Genomic DNA, 15,762 nt, shown 5'->3' with positions numbered 1-15,762 from the left:
TTGACGTCAATACAGCCGTCTACAAAAACCGCTGCAGCAGGCTGTTCAAATAGCGCTGGCCGAGTTCGGTGGCCTGAATGCGTTGAGGGTGCATCAGCTCCTCTCGCCTTAATGTGTCAAGTTGTACCGCAATCGTGCTTAAGGGTAAACCCGTGCGCTGTTGAAACAGGCTTTCGGGCACGCCCGCGGCCAGGCGAAGCGCGTTCATCAGAAACTCCAGCGGCCGCTCTGCCACGGCTATCGCCTCGCTGCCGGAGGTGCGGCTACCTATGCGATTCAAGTAGGCTTGGGGTTGGCGGGTTTTCCAATAACGCAGAATCTGGCCATCCGGCTGGCTGATTTTGCCGTGGCCCCCTGCGCCCAGGGCCAGGTAATCGCCAAACGTCCAGTAATTCAGATTATGCCGCGATGCCATATTTTGCCGGCTCCAGGCGGATATCTCGTAATCGGTAAAACCGTGGCTGCGCAGGTAATCGCCGCCCCGGCTGTAAATATCCCACAGCCGGTCGTCGTCTGGCAGCACAGGTGGCTGGCTGTAGAACTCGGTGTTGGGCTCCACCGTCAGTTGATACCAGGACAAGTGCGGTGGTTGATACGATAGCGCCTGGGCCAGGTCGTCCAGTGCCTGTTCAGGGGTTTGTTCTGGCAAACCGTGCATCAGATCGATATTGAAGTTGTCAAAACCGGCTTGGCGGGCCGCTATTATAGCGTTGTGGGCGGCTTGGCTGTCGTGAATGCGCCCAAGCACCTGCAAGTGCTCTGGATTAAAGCTTTGCACGCCTATCGACAGCCGGTTGATACCCGCCTCGCGGAACGCCTCAAAACGGCCCTGCTCGAGAGTGCCGGGATTTGCCTCCAGGGTGATTTCAGCGTCTGCCGCAAATTCCAGCCGTGTTTTCAGCTCGCGAAACAGATCCTTGTAAAAACCGCCGCTCATCAGCGATGGCGTGCCGCCGCCAATAAACACCGTTTGGATGGTGCGGCCTGCGGCCAGGAGTAAATCCTGATCGAGGTCGTCCAGCAGCGCCTTTAAATAAGCGCTTTCAGGAATATCCCCGGTAATGGCATGGGAATTGAAATCGCAGTAGGGACATTTGCGCACGCACCAGGGCACGTGCAGGTACAGGCTAAGCGCAGGCTCAACGGCCGCAGGTGTCGGGTTTAAGCTCAAGATGCGTCCCGCAGCTCACGTTTCAGCTGCTCGGTCATCATCGCCAGCGCCTGGCCGCGGTGGCTAAGCCGGCCTTTTTCTGCCTGGCTTAGCTCGGCGGCGCTGCAGCTGCGTTCGGGCACAAAGAAGATCGGATCGTAACCAAAACCGCCGGCGCCTGACGCCTGGCGCAGTATACTGCCGTGCCATTGGCCGTGGCACACCAGCGGGGTAGGGTCATCGGCGTGGCGCAAGTAAACCAGTACGCTGTGGAATTGGGCGTTGCGTTTGCCGTCTGGTACATCGGCCATGTTGGCTAACAGCGCATTCAGGTTGTCTCCATCGCTGGCGTCGTCGCCGGCATAACGCGCCGAGCGCACGCCCGGCTGGCCGCCTAGGGCGTCTACAGCCAAACCGCTGTCGTCTGCCAATGCCGGCAGGCCGGTAATACGGGCTGCGTGGCGGGCTTTAAGAATGGCATTTTCAACAAAGGTGACCGCCGGTTCTTCGGCTTCACCGACGCCCAATTCTCCCTGAGCAACGGGCGCCAGCCCCAAGGGGGCCAGAAGATCATTGAATTCTGCAATTTTGCCAGGGTTGTTGCTGGCAATAACCAGTGTCTGGGGCATTGAAGGCTCAGTTGTTAAGGGCTTAGTCGTTAAACAGGGCCTGGGAAAATCGTACCGGCAGTTCCTGATTGTGACCCGTTGGGCGCGCGGTGACATTGAACGTCAGCAATTCAGCCGTGCCATACTGGTACTCGGCAATGAAGTATACCGCGCTGCCTTCCTGTATGCGGCGAAACGCCAAAAAGCGAACTTGCTGGATGTCGTTGGTGACTCGGCCCTCTACCTGGCCCGCTACCGGCGACAAGGCACCGTCGGCGTTGGTTTGCATGATGGCAACGTTCACAATGCCGATGCTTTTACTGCGCTGCAGGTTGTTTTCTTTCGCTATTTCCGGTGTCAGGAATGTACTGGGCAGCACGCTCCAGGAAACGGTGTATTCACCGAAGCTCTTACTGTCGGCTTGGGCCAGGCCAGCAAAGCACAACAGCACCAGCGCAAACGCCGAGCGCATAAAAACCGAGTGTTTGGCAATCATCATTGTGAATTCTCCTTGGTGATGCGGTAAATAGCGATTTCGCCCAGCAGGTTTGGCCACAAACGGGCTACCCAGCTGTTCTGATGCTGGCCGTCTACAACCTTGCGGCTGGTGATGCGTATGCTTTTCTGGCGGCACAGAGCTTCAAAGTCTTGGAACGTGCACAGCCGTATGTTGGGGGTGTTATACCACTTATACGGAAGCGCTTCGGATTCGGGCATGCGCCCGCTCAACGCCAATCCCCAACGCAGGCGCCAATGGGCAAAGTTGGGAAAGGTAACAATGCCCTCGTTGCCCAGGCGCAGCATTTCGTCTAGCACTTTGTCGGGCCGGCGTACCGCTTGCAAGGCCTGGGTCATCAGCACAACATCGAAACTGTTGTCGTCAAAATTAGCCAGTCCCTGGGTGTCGAGGTTTTGTTCTATTACTGATACGCCGCGGCTCATACAGTGCGTGATGTGCGCTGGATTGATCTCCAGGCCATAGCCGCTTGCGCCGCGTTCGCGCTGCAGAAAATCGAGCAGCGTGCCGTCACCGCAACCCAGATCCAATACGTGATGGCCCGGTTTTATCCACTGCTGGATAATTTCAAGATCGGCTCTCATGCTCCAATCTCCCGCGCAACACGGTCCATATAGGCGGTGAATACATCGGTATAACGTGGCGTGGGAATCAGAAACCCATCGTGGCCCCAGGGTGCGTCAATTTCAGCGTAGCTGACTTTGCAGCGAGCGGCGATCATGGCTTTAACCAACTCTTCAGAGCGCTCTGGCGCAAAGCGCCAGTCGGTACTGAACGACAGCACCAGGAATTCGCAACGTGCGCCCTGCAGAGCTTTTGCCAGGTCGCCGTCGAATTCGTAGGCGGGGTCGAAGTAGTCCAAGGCCTTGGTCATCAGCAGGTAGGTGTTGGCATCGAAGGATTCGGAAAAGCGTTCACCTTGATAGCGCAAATAGCTTTCTACTTGAAATTCGGCGTCGTAGCCGAATTTGTAGGCTTCTTCGCGCAGCTCACGGCCAAATTTCTCACCCATGGAGGCATCAGACAAGTAGGTAATGTGGCCCACCATGCGCGCCAGCATCAAACCGCGCCGGGGTAGTGTGAGATTGTCGCTGTAGCGCCCGGCGTGAAACTCCGGATCACTCGTAATGGCCTGTCGCGCTACCTCGTTAAAGGCAATGTTCTGAGCGCTCAGGCGCGGTGTTGACGCGATAACCGCGGCGTGGCGTATGCGCTCGGGATAGGTAAGGCTCCATTGCAGTGCTTGCATGCCGCCCAGCGATCCGCCCACCACCGCAGCCCAGCATTCTATGCCGAGCTTGTCTGCCAGCCGCGCCTGGCTGTTGACCCAGTCAGTTACCGTGACAACTGGAAAGTCCGGGCCATACAGTGAGCCGGTGTCCGGATTGGTGCTGCTGGGGCCGGTGCTGCCGTGGCACCCGCCCAGATTGTTAAGGCTCACCACAAAAAAACGGCGGGTATCAATGGGCTTTCCGGGACCAATACAACTGTCCCACCAGCCTGCTTTGCGTTCGTCGGCGCTGTGATAACCGGCGGCGTGATGATGGCCGCTGAGGGCGTGACACACCAAAATAGCATTGCTGGCGCTGGCATTCAGTTCGCCATAGGTTTCCACCACCAGCTCATAGCGGTTCAGCACCTTGCCGCAAGCAAGCTTCAGCGGTGTATCAAAATGGTAGGCCTGCGGGGTAACAAGCCCAACAGAATCTGCGGGCAATGGATCGGGCATTGGCGCGATGACTTCCTGGCTGGAATCGAGAAATACGGATACGCCTTAAGGGAACGGCGCCCAAGCGACTCAGTTTAAAGGCGGCAGCAGCGAGCTGCAACCGCCGACCTGAGTTACATTCCAGCCAAAAGCGCCGGCATGCCGGTGGCGACCTTCATGTGATCAATCATCACAGTAATCACCTGCAGTATCAGAAATACAATAATGGGTGACAGGTCCAGGCCGCCCAGTGATGGCACCACTTTGCGCACCGGGCGCATGACCGGTTCGGTAATCTGAGCCACCAGCTGAATCGCCGGGTGGCTGCTGCCGGGCGCGATCCAGCTGATAACCACCACGGCAATCACCGCCCAGAAATACAGAGTTGCTACCAGTCCCGCCACGTTCAGCACTGACCAGGCCAACAGCCACGCCGGATTGAAAAGCGCCGCGCCGGCGTCATACAGCAGCAATACCAGGGTAAAGGTGATGGCTTGAATCAGTATGGCTAGCACGATAGCCGCGCCATCAATACCGCCCCAGCCAGGAACAAGTTTACGCACAACGCGCAGCGGAGGATTGGTGACCTTCACTACGAACTGCGAAATGGGGTTGTAAAAATCGGCTCGTGCCAGCTGCAGCAAAAACCTCAGCAGTACCAGGGTCATGTAGAACGACGAGGCGATCGACAAAATTGTGAGCAGAATCTTCGGCAGCATCAGCGGGTGTCTCCGTTTGCTATGGTTATTTACCGGCCAGTTCTTTGGCCATTTCCTGGGAGCGGGTATAGGCCGCTGAGTAGGCTTTTTGCACCAGTTCGCGCAAACCGCCTTGCTCAAACGTATTCACCGCCTGCTCGGTAGTGCCACCGGGTGACATCACATTACGTTTGAGTTGCGCCGGTTCCAGATCACTGCGAGCCGCCATTTCTGCGGCGCCTGCCATGGTTTGGATCGCCAGTTCGCGCGCTGTTTCTGCTGCCATGCCAGCGTTAACGGCAGCTTCTTCCAGAGCTTCAAGCATCAGGAAAAAATAGGCAGGGCCACTGCCAGACAAGGCGGTTACCGCGTGTAGTTGTTCTTCCAGCTGCACCCAGTTGGCAGAACCTACGCTGTCAAAAATGGCCGTAACGTCATTTTTTTGCTGCTCGCTGACCCGTGAGTTGGCAAACAGCCCCGCAGCACCTTTGCCCACCAGCGACGGCGTATTGGGCATTACCCGCACCATGGGTACGCCACCGCCAAGCCACCCGTCGATCGTGTCGGCGGTTAGGCCTGCTGCGATTGAAACCATCAATGGCCGGGTATTGCGCACCACCGCGGCAATGTCTTCACACACGCTGGCCATGACTTGCGGCTTTACCGCCAATACGACAATGTCAGATTGTTGGGCGCAGTAGCGGTTGTCGGTGGTAACACTGATTCCGAAACGCTTGCGCAAGCCTTGCAGATGCTCGTCGTCTGGGGCACTGACCCAGATTTTACCGGCTTTATAGCCGTTATCCAGCATGCCGCCAATAATGGCGCTCGCCATATTACCGGCACCAATAAATGAAATGGTCGGTGATTTGCTCAAGATTCACTCCAGGGTTTGACCCAATCGAAAAAAATAGTTGTGCCTGTTGCCGATCATAACAGGAACCGCAGTTTTCAGCTCTTTTGCGGGCGTGGGCCAAACACGGCGGTGCCTACTCTTACCCAGGTTGAGCCTTCGCCAATGGCCAGCTCCAGATCGTCAGACATGCCCATAGACAAGGTGTCCAGCGGCCCGGCGCCGGGCTGGTCCTGGCGCAACCGGATCAAGGCATTGTTCATGGCCCGAAAGCTTGCCCTCAATGCAGCTTCCCCGCGATCCGGGTCTGGAATCGCCATAAGTCCGCGCAATGTCAGTTGCGGCAGTTCGGCAATGGCGGCGACCAGCGCCGGTAGTTCGTCCAGCGAGCAGCCGGATTTGCTGGGTTCATTGTCAATATTAACCTGCAGGCAAATATTCAGCGGTGGCAAGGCCGTGTTGCGCTGGTCGTTCAGGCGGCGGGCTATTTTCAGGCGTTCAACACTGTGTACCCAACAAAACGCCGAAGCTATTTGTGCGGTTTTATTGGATTGAATCGGTCCTATGAAATGCCAGCGTAACTCCGGCATATCCTGCAGGTTCGCTATTTTGTCCAGCGCCTCTTGCAGGTAGTTTTCACCGAAATCCTGCTGGCCTGCTGCTGCGGCTTCGCGCAACTCGTCCGCCTGGCGGGTTTTACTAACCGCCAACAAGCGCACAGAATGGGGCTTTCGGCCCGATTGTAGTGTTGCTTTTTCGATGCGCTGGGTTACGCTCTTGATGTTGTCTGCTATGCTGCTCATAGTGTGAATTCGCTCTACTTGTACAGCTTCGGGTAGCATCACACGTTACCCGCAGGTCACTGAAATGCCAAGTGATCACCGGTCTTGATGTGCTGGTTACGGCAGCCGGCGAAAAAGAAAAACTCCCGGGGAACTCTATGGATATTACCGAACTGCTTGCCTTTTCGGCGAAACAGGGCGCGTCAGATTTGCACCTTTCTGCTGGTTTGCCGCCGATGATTCGTGTGGACGGTGATGTACGCCGTATTAACCTGCCTCCTTTGCAACACAAAGAAGTGCACGGTCTGATTTACGACATCATGAATGACAAGCAGCGGAAAGACTACGAAGAGTTCCTGGAAACCGACTTCTCGTTCGAAGTGGCCGGTGTTGCCCGCTTCCGGGTTAACGCCTTTAACCAGAATCGCGGTTCCGGTGCGGTGTTTCGGACCATTCCCTCGAAAGTGCTGACCATGGAAGACCTGGGCATGGGCCAGGTGTTCAAAGACATTTGCGCAGTGCCACGGGGGCTGGTGCTGGTAACCGGACCCACCGGTTCTGGCAAGTCCACCACGCTGGCGGCGATGGTGGACCACATCAACGACCACCGTTATGAGCACATCCTGACCATTGAAGATCCCATCGAGTTTGTGCACGAATCGAAAAAGTGCCTGGTTAACCAGCGCGAAGTGCACCGCGATACTCTGGGCTTTAATGAAGCACTGCGCTCGGCGCTGCGCGAAGACCCGGACATTATTTTGGTGGGCGAGTTGCGTGACCTTGAAACGATTCGTCTGGCGCTGACCGCAGCCGAAACGGGCCACTTGGTATTCGGTACCCTGCACACCACCTCGGCAGCAAAAACCATTGACCGGGTAGTGGATGTGTTTCCGGCCCAGGAAAAATCCATGGTGCGGTCGATGCTGTCGGAATCGTTGCAGGCGGTTATCTCGCAAACCCTGATGAAGAAAATGGGCGGCGGGCGGATTGCTGCCCACGAAATCATGATTGGCACCTCGGCCATTCGCAACCTGATCCGTGAAGACAAAATCGCGCAGATGTACTCGTCTATACAAACGGGTGGCTCGCTGGGCATGCAGACCCTGGATCAGTGTCTGGAACGCCTGTTGCAAAAAGGCCTTATTTCTCGCGACCAGGCGCGTCTGAAAGCAAAAATGCCCGATGCCTTTTAAGCCTGACAGGATCTTCGCCGGCTGATACAAAACGACTCGGGCGCTTGGGCGCGCTCAACGAAAGGTGATAAAAATGGAATTTGAAAAGCTACTGCGGCTGATGGTTGAGAAAGGTGGCTCGGACTTGTTCATTACCGCCGGCGTTGCACCCAGTATGAAAGTGAACGGTAAGGTGTGGCCTGTCACAAAGACCGCCCTGACGCCCGATATGACCCGTGAGCTGGTTTACGGCGCCATGAGCGACAAGCAACGCGCCGAGTTTGATCAAAGCCACGAGTGCAACTTCGCCATCAGCGCCCGTGGCATTGGCCGCTTTCGGGTTAGCGCGTTTTTCCAACGCAATCAGTGCGGTATGGTGTTACGCCGCATTGAAGTAAAGATACCGGAAATCGACGACCTCTCGCTGCCCGACATCGTTAAAGAGCTGGCCATGACCAAGCGCGGGCTTATCATGTTTGTGGGCGCCACCGGCACAGGCAAGTCCACCTCGCTGGCTGCCATGATTGGCTACCGCAACCACAACAGCCGTGGCCATATTATTTCTATCGAAGACCCGATTGAGTTTATACACCAACATCAGGGTTGCATTGTGACCCAGCGCGAAGTGGGCATAGACACCGACAGCTTTGAAGTGGCGTTGAAAAACACCCTGCGCCAGGCGCCAGACGTGATTTTGATAGGTGAGGTGCGAACCCGCCAGACAATGGAATATTCCGTACAGTTCGCCGAAACCGGGCACTTGTGCCTGGCGACCTTGCACGCCAACAACGCCAACCAGGCGCTGGACCGGATTATCCAGTTTTTCCCACCCGAACAGCACGGCCAGATCTGGATGGACCTGTCGCTGAACCTGCGCGCCATTGTGGCGCAGCAACTGGTGCCCACGCCAGACGGCAAGGGCCGGAAAGCGGTTATTGAGGTGCTGATCAATACGCCGCTGGCGGCTGACCTGATTCGCAAGGGCGAAGTGCACAAGCTTAAAGACCTGATGGCCAAATCCAACGAGATCGGCATGCGTACCTTTGACCAGGCGCTCTATGAGCTGTATTCCGAAGGTTCGATTACCTATGAAGATGCCCTGGCACATGCCGACTCACCCAACGATTTGCGTTTGATGATAAAGCTTGGAACCGACGCCCAGGGGGTGGACAAGTTGTCGTCTTCGGTGGACAAGCTGACCATTCAGCAGGACTGAGGCGCTAAGACAAACGTCTTAAATATGTGTTATTAGCAATTGATGGCAAATGCAATTGTGACGGCCGTAACCACCTGAGTATACTCCGGCCGTTCATAATCAGGAGCCATCAAAAAAATGAAATCGACCCGTCTTGCCCGTGCTATCCGCCTGACCACCTTGGCTGCCATCGCAGCGCCTGCGACTGTTTTTGCCGGTGGCTTTTCCCTTAACGAACAGAGCGCCAGCGCGATGGGCGTGGCGAATGCGGGTGCCGCAGCGAATCCGGAGAACGCATCCACGGTGTTCTTTAACCCGGCGGGCATGAGCCAGTTGAAAGGCACCAATATGTCATTTGGTGTGGCCGTTCTGGATATTGATGCTGAAGCTAAAAGTGGCAGCACTATTGCGACTGACGCATTAGGCGATCCAGTTAAGGGCTCGGGCGGTGGCGATATTGCTGGCTTGGCCGTGCTGCCCAACTTGTTTATGACTCACGAAGTGAACGATTCTATCGATGTGGGTTTTGGTATCCATGCGCCTTACGGGTTGGCGGCGGATTACGATGACGATTTTGTTGGCCGCTACTTTGCCGACAAAACCGAGCTGACAGCGATTTCTTTTACCCCTTCTATCGCTGTCAATAATGGTAAAGGTCTTTCAATGGGCCTGGGCATCAACATCATGTATGCCGAAGCTCGTTTGACAAAGTTCCAAGACATTAGGGCCGTGCTTTCAGCGCAATCTAATGATGCCACGGCTCGCGACCTGGCAAAAAACTACGAAGCGGCTTATGGGGCGCCTTATTCTGATGTTAACGGTGATGACATCGCCGTCAACTTTCGCGTTGGCTTTTTGTATGAACTATCTGAACGCACTCAATTTGGCCTGACGGCACAAACCGGAACCGAGTTTGAGTTGAAAGGCGATGCCGAAATAAGTGGTTTTCCCAAGCAGCAAACGCCAGGCGTATTTGTGCCGATCACGATGAAAGAAGCGGCCAGTGTGCCGCTGGCCATCCCAGAGAGCATTACCGTAGGTGCTCGCCATCAGCTGAACGATTCAGTGACCGTGCTCGCCGGCGCCACTTACGCGCGCTGGAGCCGGTTCGAAGGCCTTGACGTGTTCAGCACGGAAGGCGACGGTGGCCAGATATCTCAGGCTCTTCGGCGTACAGGTGATCAACCGCTCAGTCACGTTACTGAAAAATGGCAGAATACCTGGCAGTTTAACGTTGGTGGAATCTGGCAAGCTACGCCTGCCTGGGCCTTTAAGGCGGGCTACGCGTGGGATGAATCGCCGGTCGACGAATTCGTAACCGCCCGCGTTCCTTCATCAGACCGTCATTGGCTCACTCTGGGTACGCAGTGGAAAGATGCGCAAAGCGGCTGGACGGTGGATGCCGCCATTGGCACCCTGCTGTTTGTGGACGATCCGAAGATTAAAGAATTCGTTTATCAATACGATGCCCCAAGCCAGAAGGATCCGGCTGCGGGTAAGTCCAACTACGAAGGCGAATACGAACTCGACGCCTGGAGCGCTTCACTACAAATCAGCAAAGCCTTCTAACGTTTGATTTCGAAGCTATAACGACAGGCCGATTTTACCCGCCTGTCGCAGTCACAAAAACGCCCGCTTGAGCGAACACTCAGCGGGCGTTTTTCGTTAGTGGGCCTGGTCCCAGTTATCACCCACGCCAGCCTCTACCAGCAAGGGCACAGCGAGTTCCGCAGCGCCCGACATGCGCTTGATCAGTCCTTCGCGCACCGCTTCTACCGCCTCTTCTTTTACTTCGACGATCAGTTCGTCGTGTACCTGCATGGTCATGCGGGCGCTGTCCGGGTATTCGGCCAGCAGCCAGGCTTCCACATCAATCATCGCGAGCTTGATAATGTCGGCAGCGGTACCCTGCATGGGCGCGTTAATCGCGGTGCGCTCGGCGGCCTGCTGCAGTTGCTTGTTGCGGGCGTTGATTTCGGGCAAGTACAAGCGCCGGCCAAACAGAGTCTCCACGTAGCCGTCTTCGTGAGCCTGTTTGCGAATATTGTCCATGTACGTCAGTACGCCGGGGTAGCGTTCGAAATAACGGTTGATGTACTGCTGGGCCACTTTGCGTTCGACATCCAGCTGCCGCGCCAGGCCAAACGCCGACATGCCGTAAATCAGCCCGAAGTTGATGGCTTTGGCGCTTCGCCGTTGGTCAGTGTTCACCTCTTCCAGAGATACCCCGAACACTTCCGCTGCGGTGGCTTTGTGAATGTCTTCGCCCTTGGCAAACGCGGTTAGCAGGCCTTTGTCTTCCGACAGGTGCGCCATAATGCGCAATTCAATCTGGGAATAGTCCGCTGCCAACAGCTTGTAGCCTTTCTCGGCGATAAACGCCTGGCGAATGCGTCGGCCCTGCTCGCTGCGAATGGGTATGTTCTGCAGGTTGGGCTCTGAAGACGACAGGCGCCCGGTGGCCGTGACTGCTTGATGGTAAGACGTGTGCACGCGACCGGTACGATGGTGGATCAGATCTGGCAGAGTGTCTGTATAGGTGGACTTGAGTTTGCTCAGGCTACGGTGTTCCAGCAGCAGCCTTGGCAGTTCGTGGCTGTGGGCCAGTTCCTGCAGCACCGGTTCGGCCGTTGAGGGCGCACCCTTGGGCGTTTTTTTGAGAACTGGCAAACCCAGCTTTTCATAAAAAATAACCTGCAGCTGTTTTGGCGAGCCCAGGTTGAAGGTCTCCCCGGCGGCTTCATACGCGGCTGTTTCCAGTTCGGCCATGCGTTCAGCCAGTTCCTGGCTGTGCTGGCGCAGTGTGCTGGCGCTGATCAGCGTGCCCCTTTGTTCCATGCGCGACAGCACCGGTACCAAGGGCAAATCAATGTCTTCATACACCGACTGCAGCTTACCGGTGGCGGCTAGTTGCGGGCGCAGTGCCTGATGTAAGCGAAGGGTGATGTCGGCGTCTTCGGCGGCGTAGGGGCCGGCTTTATCAAGCTCCAGCTGGTTGAACGTCAGCTGTTTGGCACCTTTGCCTGCCAGGGATTCAAAGGTTGTGGTTTCCTCGCCCAGATAATGCAGGGCCAGGGCGTCCATATTGTGGCGTGAAGATACCGAGTTCAGCACATAGGATTGCACCATGGTGTCTTCGGCAATGCCTTCCAGGCAGATGCCGTGGTTGGCCAGCACGTTTTTGTCGTACTTCAGATTTTGCCCGACTTTTTTATGGTCGGGGCTTTCCAGTAGCGGTTTGAGCTGGGCCAGCACCGTGTCGCGGTCCAGCTGTTCGGGCGCGCCCATGTAGTCGTGGCAAAAGGGCACGTAGGCTGCTTCAAACGGTTGTACCGCAAACGATACGCCCACAACCTCTGCAGCCATGTATTTCAGACTGGTGGTTTCGGTGTCAAAGGCAAACAGTTCTGCGGCTTTTAAGCGCTCTATCCATTCATCCAGTTCTGCCTGGTCGGTAATAATTCTGTAGTGCTTGTCACGGCGCTGAGTGGGTTCACCAGGGCTGCTTTGATGTGCAGTGCTCTGATCAGACGTGCTCTGATCAGACGTGCTTTGATCAACACCGGACTGCGCAGCAGCAGACCCGGCGGTTTGGGGGCCTGAGTTTTCGAGTTCGTTGATCCAGCTGCGCAACTCGTATTCGCGGAACAGCTCCAGCAGGGCGCTGTTGTTCTGCTCGCGTTCCAGAAGATCTTCCAGTCCGAACGCCAGCTCTACGTCCAGTTTGATGGTGGCCAGTATCCGGCTCAAGGGCAGGGTTTCCCTGGCATCCCGCAGGTATTCCCCAACCTTGCCTTTGATGTCATCGGCATTGGCCATCAAGTTGTCGATGTTCTGGTATTCCTGCAGCCATTTTACCGCGGTTTTCGGGCCGCACTTGTTCACGCCCGGTATGTTATCCACCTTGTCGCCCATCAGCGCCAGATAATCGATGATCTGCGCCGGTGTTACGCCAAACTTTTCTTCAACGCCCGCTGCGTCCATGTGGGTGTTGGTCATGGTGTTGATCAGCGTTACGTGCGCGCTTACCAACTGTGCCATGTCTTTATCTCCCGTGGACACCACCACATCGATGCCCTTGCTGGTGGCCTCGTGGGCCAGGGTGCCAATCACGTCATCGGCTTCCACGCCATCCACAATCAGCAACGGCAGGCCCATGTGCCTGACAATCTGGTGAATGGGCTCAATCTGTACGGCCAGGTCTTCAGGCATCGGTGGGCGGTTTGCTTTGTAATCCGCATACAGGTCGTTGCGAAAGGTTTTGCCCTTGGCATCGAACACCACCACAATTTTGGAGCCGGGGAAGTCCAGGTCTATCCGGCGTATCATGGCAATAACGCCCTTGATGGCGCCGGTTGGGTGGTTTTTGCTGGTCATGAGTGGTGGAAGTGCGTGGTAAGCGCGGAATAGATAAGAGGAACCGTCTACAAGAACCACGGGTGGAGTGTGTTGTTCAGTCATAGATGCCTGTGCCTGCAATCGTATTGAAGCGTGGGTTGCCTTGTGTAACTCTGATGGTGACAATTAAGGCAATGATAAAAAGTACGGTAATAATAAAAAGTACGGCGATTATTTCGGGCGCGAAACTGGCTTGAAAAAGCCAGGAAACCGGCAATAAGCGCACCATAAACAGATAGTCAAAAGGGTATCACGAAAATGAAAAAAATCATTTTACCACTTGTGTTGTTGGCGTGGCCGTTAGCAACCGTTGTTGCCCAGGAAACCGGCAATCTGGACGACACCGTTGTGGAAACGCCAAAACAGCCTGTGATTATCTCGGACTATCAGCCGTCTAACGCAGGCACCCAGATTGTTATCCGCAGCGGCGAAAAAGAGGTGTATTACGAGTACCGGGTGAATGGTCAGGTGATGGAAATAAAGGTTGTGCCCCAGATAGGGCCGGAATACTACCTGGTGCCTGCCGACGGTGGCTGGGCCCGTGAAAGTGAATCCGGCATGCTGGTGCCAAGCTGGGTGCTGTTTCGCTGGTAGTCATGAGCGCGTTGTTAAGCAGGCCGGTAGAATAATTTTTGAACGATTTCTGATTTTAGTGTGAACACTCTAACTTTTCTCCTTAATCTACACTCATCGATCGAAAACACTTTTGATCAACAAACGTAACACAGGGGATTTATTATGGGTGTACTTACCACGTATCAGCAACAGCTTCAGGATATGGTTAACAAGGGTATCGACGCCGCTGAGAAGCAGCAGAAGCGTTTGTCTGCCAAGCCTTTCGACATGGCTGAAAAGCTGGAAGAAAGCGCGCGCACTCACAGCGTAAAATCCCTGCGTAAGAGCTATTACGGCTACAGCGAAAACGTGTTTGACCAGCTGCGCGAACTGAACGGCATGGTTGGTGAATTCACCGCCCAGCTGATCTCACGCGTTGAAAAGCAGGTAACTGAAGGCGCTGATGCTGTAGAAGAAGGCGCAATTGATGTTGCCGTAAAAGCAGAAGACGTAAAGGCAGCTGTTGAGCCCAGCAAAGAAGCTCGCAAAATCAGCGCCAAGAAAACCAAGGCCGCTCCTGCAGCCGCTGTTAAGGTCGAAAAAGCTGAAGACAGCAAAGAAGTAAAAGCAGAAGAAGCTGAGCCGATTAAGGCCAGCGACGCGAAAACTGAAGAAACGGCTTCTGCCTGATAGCGTTCAGCGGCCCGCAAGCTCACCAAGAGCGTGGGCCGGTTGAAACCGGCGAATGCCAATAAAAAAGGAAGACTGGTTTAGTCTTCCTTTTTTTTGTCGGTTAATTGTTCAAGCCGGCGAATATCGATTTCGTAGATTTCCCGCTGGGTCTGAATGTCTTGGGTCTGGGTTTCAATTTCCTGTTCAATATCCAGGATCTGCGTTTCCAGCCGACGAATTTTCTCCAGGGTTGCCTCGGGAATTTTTCGTCCAGAGCGTTCCAGATCGGCGGCGCGGCTTTGTTCGGCGTTCAACTGCCCGGAGATGACCGTGATATTGCCTTTTTTCAGGCTGATCAGTCCCTCCAGTTCGCGAATTTTCCGGTTCATGGCGCTGCGCGCCTGATCTGGGTGACTGAAGCGCTTTAGCAGTTTTCGGTCCTGTTCGCGTTGGAGTTCCAGGGCGTCCTGGCGTTGTTGTTCGGCACTGCGTTCGGCCAGTTCCTGTTCCGTGGGGGCGGGCGCAATGATGGTAACGACACGCCCGTTGCTGTTAAGAATGTCATAGCCCCGTTGCGTTGCTTCCTGCGGAATGCTGCTGCCAATGACCACCTGGCCGTTTTCATCCGTATACCGGTACATGCCGGCGTGGGCCGTAGTGGCACTGATGGCACCGGTGCCAATCAGGCTAAACATGAGGAGTGAAGCGGTCAGGTGTTTTGCCATTCGTCAAACTCCGTAAGATTCCCGGTAGCGGGTCACCGCATTAGCGTGTTGGTCGAAAGCTGGGTTGCTGCTGACGTAGTCCAGTACCTGATCAAGCCCGATAATGCTGACCACGGGTATACCGAACTGCTGTTCTACTTCCTGGATGGCAGACAATTTGCCTTTGCCTTTTTCCTGGCGGTTCAGAGCGATCAGTACACCGGCGGGTTCAGCCCCCGCTTGATGGATGATCTCAATTGCTTCGCGAATAGCGGTGCCAGCGGTAATGACATCATCTATAATCAGCACCCTACCATTTAAGGGCGCACCGACAATGCTTCCGCCTTCACCGTGATCTTTCTTTTCCTTACGGTTAAAGGCAAAAGGTTTATTGTTACCAGCTTCTGCTAACGCCATAGCCGTTACGGTAGCCAACGGGATGCCCTTATAGGCGGGCCCGAAAATAATGTCATAATTCAGAGCGCTGCGTTCAATGGCTGCAGCGTAGGCTTGGCTTAACTGTAGAAGATCATTACCGGTATTGAACAGGCCCGCGTTAAAAAAGTAGGGGCTGATGCGACCGGATTTGAGTGTAAATTTGCCAAAACGCAGCACATTTCGCTGTATGGCGAACTCGATAAAATTTTTTTGATAATCATGCATGGCGCGGCTTCTAGGGCTGTTGGTCTTTCAAAAGTAGTTAAAAAGTGCTTAAAATCGGTATCATACACACAAACCGAATCAGGGAAT

Annotated in this window: 16 protein-coding genes; 5 read left to right on the top strand and 11 right to left on the bottom strand. The window is 55.1% G+C overall.

The window, feature by feature from the left end; all coding sequences use genetic code 11:
• Positions 1 to 19: 19 nt before the first annotated feature.
• The 8 genes from hemW to ATG98_RS04840 all read right to left on the bottom strand — a co-directional run bounded on the left by hemW (position 20) and on the right by ATG98_RS04840 (position 6,337).
• Positions 20 to 1,171: a radical SAM family heme chaperone HemW gene (gene hemW, locus ATG98_RS04875; protein WP_098422259.1), complete on the bottom strand. Its 1,152-nt coding sequence runs from the start codon at positions 1,169 to 1,171 to the stop codon at positions 20 to 22.
• Entirely contained in the window at positions 1,168 to 1,779 is a 612-nt protein-coding gene (rdgB, locus tag ATG98_RS04870; RefSeq protein ID WP_098419717.1) for an RdgB/HAM1 family non-canonical purine NTP pyrophosphatase, read from the bottom strand. The genes hemW and rdgB overlap by 4 nt, the downstream gene beginning before the upstream one ends.
• A 22-nt stretch (positions 1,780 to 1,801) precedes the next feature.
• Positions 1,802 to 2,257, bottom strand: a complete 456-nt coding sequence (locus tag ATG98_RS04865; protein WP_098419716.1) for a DUF4426 domain-containing protein — start codon at positions 2,255 to 2,257, stop codon at positions 1,802 to 1,804.
• On the bottom strand, positions 2,254 to 2,859 hold the full coding sequence (gene metW, locus ATG98_RS04860) for a methionine biosynthesis protein MetW (protein ID WP_098419715.1): 606 nt from the start codon (positions 2,857 to 2,859) through the stop codon (positions 2,254 to 2,256). The genes ATG98_RS04865 and metW overlap by 4 nt, the downstream gene beginning before the upstream one ends.
• On the bottom strand, positions 2,856 to 4,004 hold the full coding sequence (gene metX, locus ATG98_RS04855) for a homoserine O-succinyltransferase MetX (RefSeq protein WP_098422258.1): 1,149 nt from the start codon (positions 4,002 to 4,004) through the stop codon (positions 2,856 to 2,858). The genes metW and metX overlap by 4 nt, the downstream gene beginning before the upstream one ends.
• Before the next feature lie 113 nt (positions 4,005 to 4,117).
• Positions 4,118 to 4,702: a YggT family protein gene (locus ATG98_RS04850; RefSeq protein WP_098419713.1), complete on the bottom strand. Its 585-nt coding sequence runs from the start codon at positions 4,700 to 4,702 to the stop codon at positions 4,118 to 4,120.
• A gap of 25 nt (positions 4,703 to 4,727) precedes the next feature.
• Entirely contained in the window at positions 4,728 to 5,558 is an 831-nt protein-coding gene (gene proC / locus ATG98_RS04845; protein WP_098419712.1) for a pyrroline-5-carboxylate reductase, read from the bottom strand.
• 74 nt (positions 5,559 to 5,632) lie between these two features.
• A complete protein-coding gene (locus ATG98_RS04840) occupies positions 5,633 to 6,337 on the bottom strand; it encodes a YggS family pyridoxal phosphate-dependent enzyme (RefSeq protein ID WP_098424376.1) in 705 nt (234 codons plus the stop codon).
• 137 nt (positions 6,338 to 6,474) lie between these two features.
• Between ATG98_RS04840 and ATG98_RS04835 the strand changes: the two genes are divergently transcribed.
• The 3 genes from ATG98_RS04835 (at position 6,475) to ATG98_RS04825 (ending at position 10,252) form a co-directional block, all read left to right on the top strand.
• Positions 6,475 to 7,509 carry a type IV pilus twitching motility protein PilT gene (locus ATG98_RS04835; RefSeq protein ID WP_098421734.1) on the top strand — a complete coding sequence of 345 codons (1,035 nt, stop codon included), beginning with the start codon at positions 6,475 to 6,477 and terminating at the stop codon, positions 7,507 to 7,509.
• 73 nt (positions 7,510 to 7,582) lie between these two features.
• Positions 7,583 to 8,704: a PilT/PilU family type 4a pilus ATPase gene (locus tag ATG98_RS04830; RefSeq protein ID WP_098419711.1), complete on the top strand. Its 1,122-nt coding sequence runs from the start codon at positions 7,583 to 7,585 to the stop codon at positions 8,702 to 8,704.
• A gap of 117 nt (positions 8,705 to 8,821) precedes the next feature.
• Positions 8,822 to 10,252, top strand: coding sequence for an OmpP1/FadL family transporter (locus tag ATG98_RS04825; protein ID WP_098422257.1), 1,431 nt, complete (start codon positions 8,822 to 8,824; stop codon positions 10,250 to 10,252).
• A 96-nt stretch (positions 10,253 to 10,348) separates the two neighbouring features.
• Here the strand turns inward: ATG98_RS04825 and polA are convergent, their stop codons facing one another.
• Positions 10,349 to 13,144: a DNA polymerase I gene (gene polA, locus ATG98_RS04820; RefSeq protein WP_098422256.1), complete on the bottom strand. Its 2,796-nt coding sequence runs from the start codon at positions 13,142 to 13,144 to the stop codon at positions 10,349 to 10,351.
• A 195-nt stretch (positions 13,145 to 13,339) separates the two neighbouring features.
• Here polA and ATG98_RS04815 point away from each other — a divergent pair, with 195 nt between their 5' ends.
• Positions 13,340 to 13,675 (top strand): DUF2782 domain-containing protein, encoded by a 336-nt coding sequence (locus ATG98_RS04815; RefSeq protein WP_098419708.1) that lies wholly within the window; start codon positions 13,340 to 13,342, stop codon positions 13,673 to 13,675.
• 144 nt (positions 13,676 to 13,819) lie between these two features.
• Positions 13,820 to 14,326 (top strand): hypothetical protein, encoded by a 507-nt coding sequence (locus tag ATG98_RS04810; RefSeq protein ID WP_098419707.1) that lies wholly within the window; start codon positions 13,820 to 13,822, stop codon positions 14,324 to 14,326.
• Positions 14,327 to 14,406: 80 nt separating this feature from the next.
• On the opposite strand, the gene ATG98_RS04805 is transcribed toward ATG98_RS04810, so the two are convergent.
• Entirely contained in the window at positions 14,407 to 15,033 is a 627-nt protein-coding gene (locus tag ATG98_RS04805; RefSeq protein WP_098419706.1) for a DUF4124 domain-containing protein, read from the bottom strand.
• Positions 15,034 to 15,036: 3 nt separating this feature from the next.
• A complete protein-coding gene (pyrE, locus tag ATG98_RS04800) occupies positions 15,037 to 15,675 on the bottom strand; it encodes an orotate phosphoribosyltransferase (RefSeq protein ID WP_098422255.1) in 639 nt (212 codons plus the stop codon).
• Positions 15,676 to 15,762: the final 87 nt, after the last annotated feature.

The sequence above is a fragment of the Marinobacter sp. LV10R520-4 genome (assembly GCF_002563815.1).
Lineage (GTDB): Bacteria > Pseudomonadota > Gammaproteobacteria > Pseudomonadales > Oleiphilaceae > Marinobacter.
The sequence above is the reverse complement of the archived record's forward strand: the minus strand, read 5'-3'. Positions and strand labels throughout refer to the sequence as shown.

Bases quoted from the DNA above. Each gene is read 5' to 3' on its own strand.
- rdgB (WP_098419717.1), bottom strand. From the start codon at position 1,779: ATGCCCCAGACACTGGTTATTGCCAGCAACAACCCTGGCAAAATTGCA.
- ATG98_RS04865 (WP_098419716.1), bottom strand. From the start codon at position 2,257: ATGATGATTGCCAAACACTCGGTTTTTATGCGCTCGGCGTTTGCGCTG.
- metW (WP_098419715.1), bottom strand. From the start codon at position 2,859: ATGAGAGCCGATCTTGAAATTATCCAGCAGTGGATAAAACCGGGCCAT.
- metX (WP_098422258.1), bottom strand. From the start codon at position 4,004: ATGCCCGATCCATTGCCCGCAGATTCTGTTGGGCTTGTTACCCCGCAG.
- ATG98_RS04850 (WP_098419713.1), bottom strand. From the start codon at position 4,702: ATGCTGCCGAAGATTCTGCTCACAATTTTGTCGATCGCCTCGTCGTTC.
- ATG98_RS04840 (WP_098424376.1), bottom strand. From the start codon at position 6,337: ATGAGCAGCATAGCAGACAACATCAAGAGCGTAACCCAGCGCATCGAA.
- ATG98_RS04835 (WP_098421734.1), top strand. From the start codon at position 6,475: ATGGATATTACCGAACTGCTTGCCTTTTCGGCGAAACAGGGCGCGTCA.
- ATG98_RS04830 (WP_098419711.1), top strand. From the start codon at position 7,583: ATGGAATTTGAAAAGCTACTGCGGCTGATGGTTGAGAAAGGTGGCTCG.
- ATG98_RS04825 (WP_098422257.1), top strand. From the start codon at position 8,822: ATGAAATCGACCCGTCTTGCCCGTGCTATCCGCCTGACCACCTTGGCT.
- polA (WP_098422256.1), bottom strand. From the start codon at position 13,144: ATGACTGAACAACACACTCCACCCGTGGTTCTTGTAGACGGTTCCTCT.
- ATG98_RS04815 (WP_098419708.1), top strand. From the start codon at position 13,340: ATGAAAAAAATCATTTTACCACTTGTGTTGTTGGCGTGGCCGTTAGCA.
- ATG98_RS04810 (WP_098419707.1), top strand. From the start codon at position 13,820: ATGGGTGTACTTACCACGTATCAGCAACAGCTTCAGGATATGGTTAAC.
- ATG98_RS04805 (WP_098419706.1), bottom strand. From the start codon at position 15,033: ATGGCAAAACACCTGACCGCTTCACTCCTCATGTTTAGCCTGATTGGC.
- pyrE (WP_098422255.1), bottom strand. From the start codon at position 15,675: ATGCATGATTATCAAAAAAATTTTATCGAGTTCGCCATACAGCGAAAT.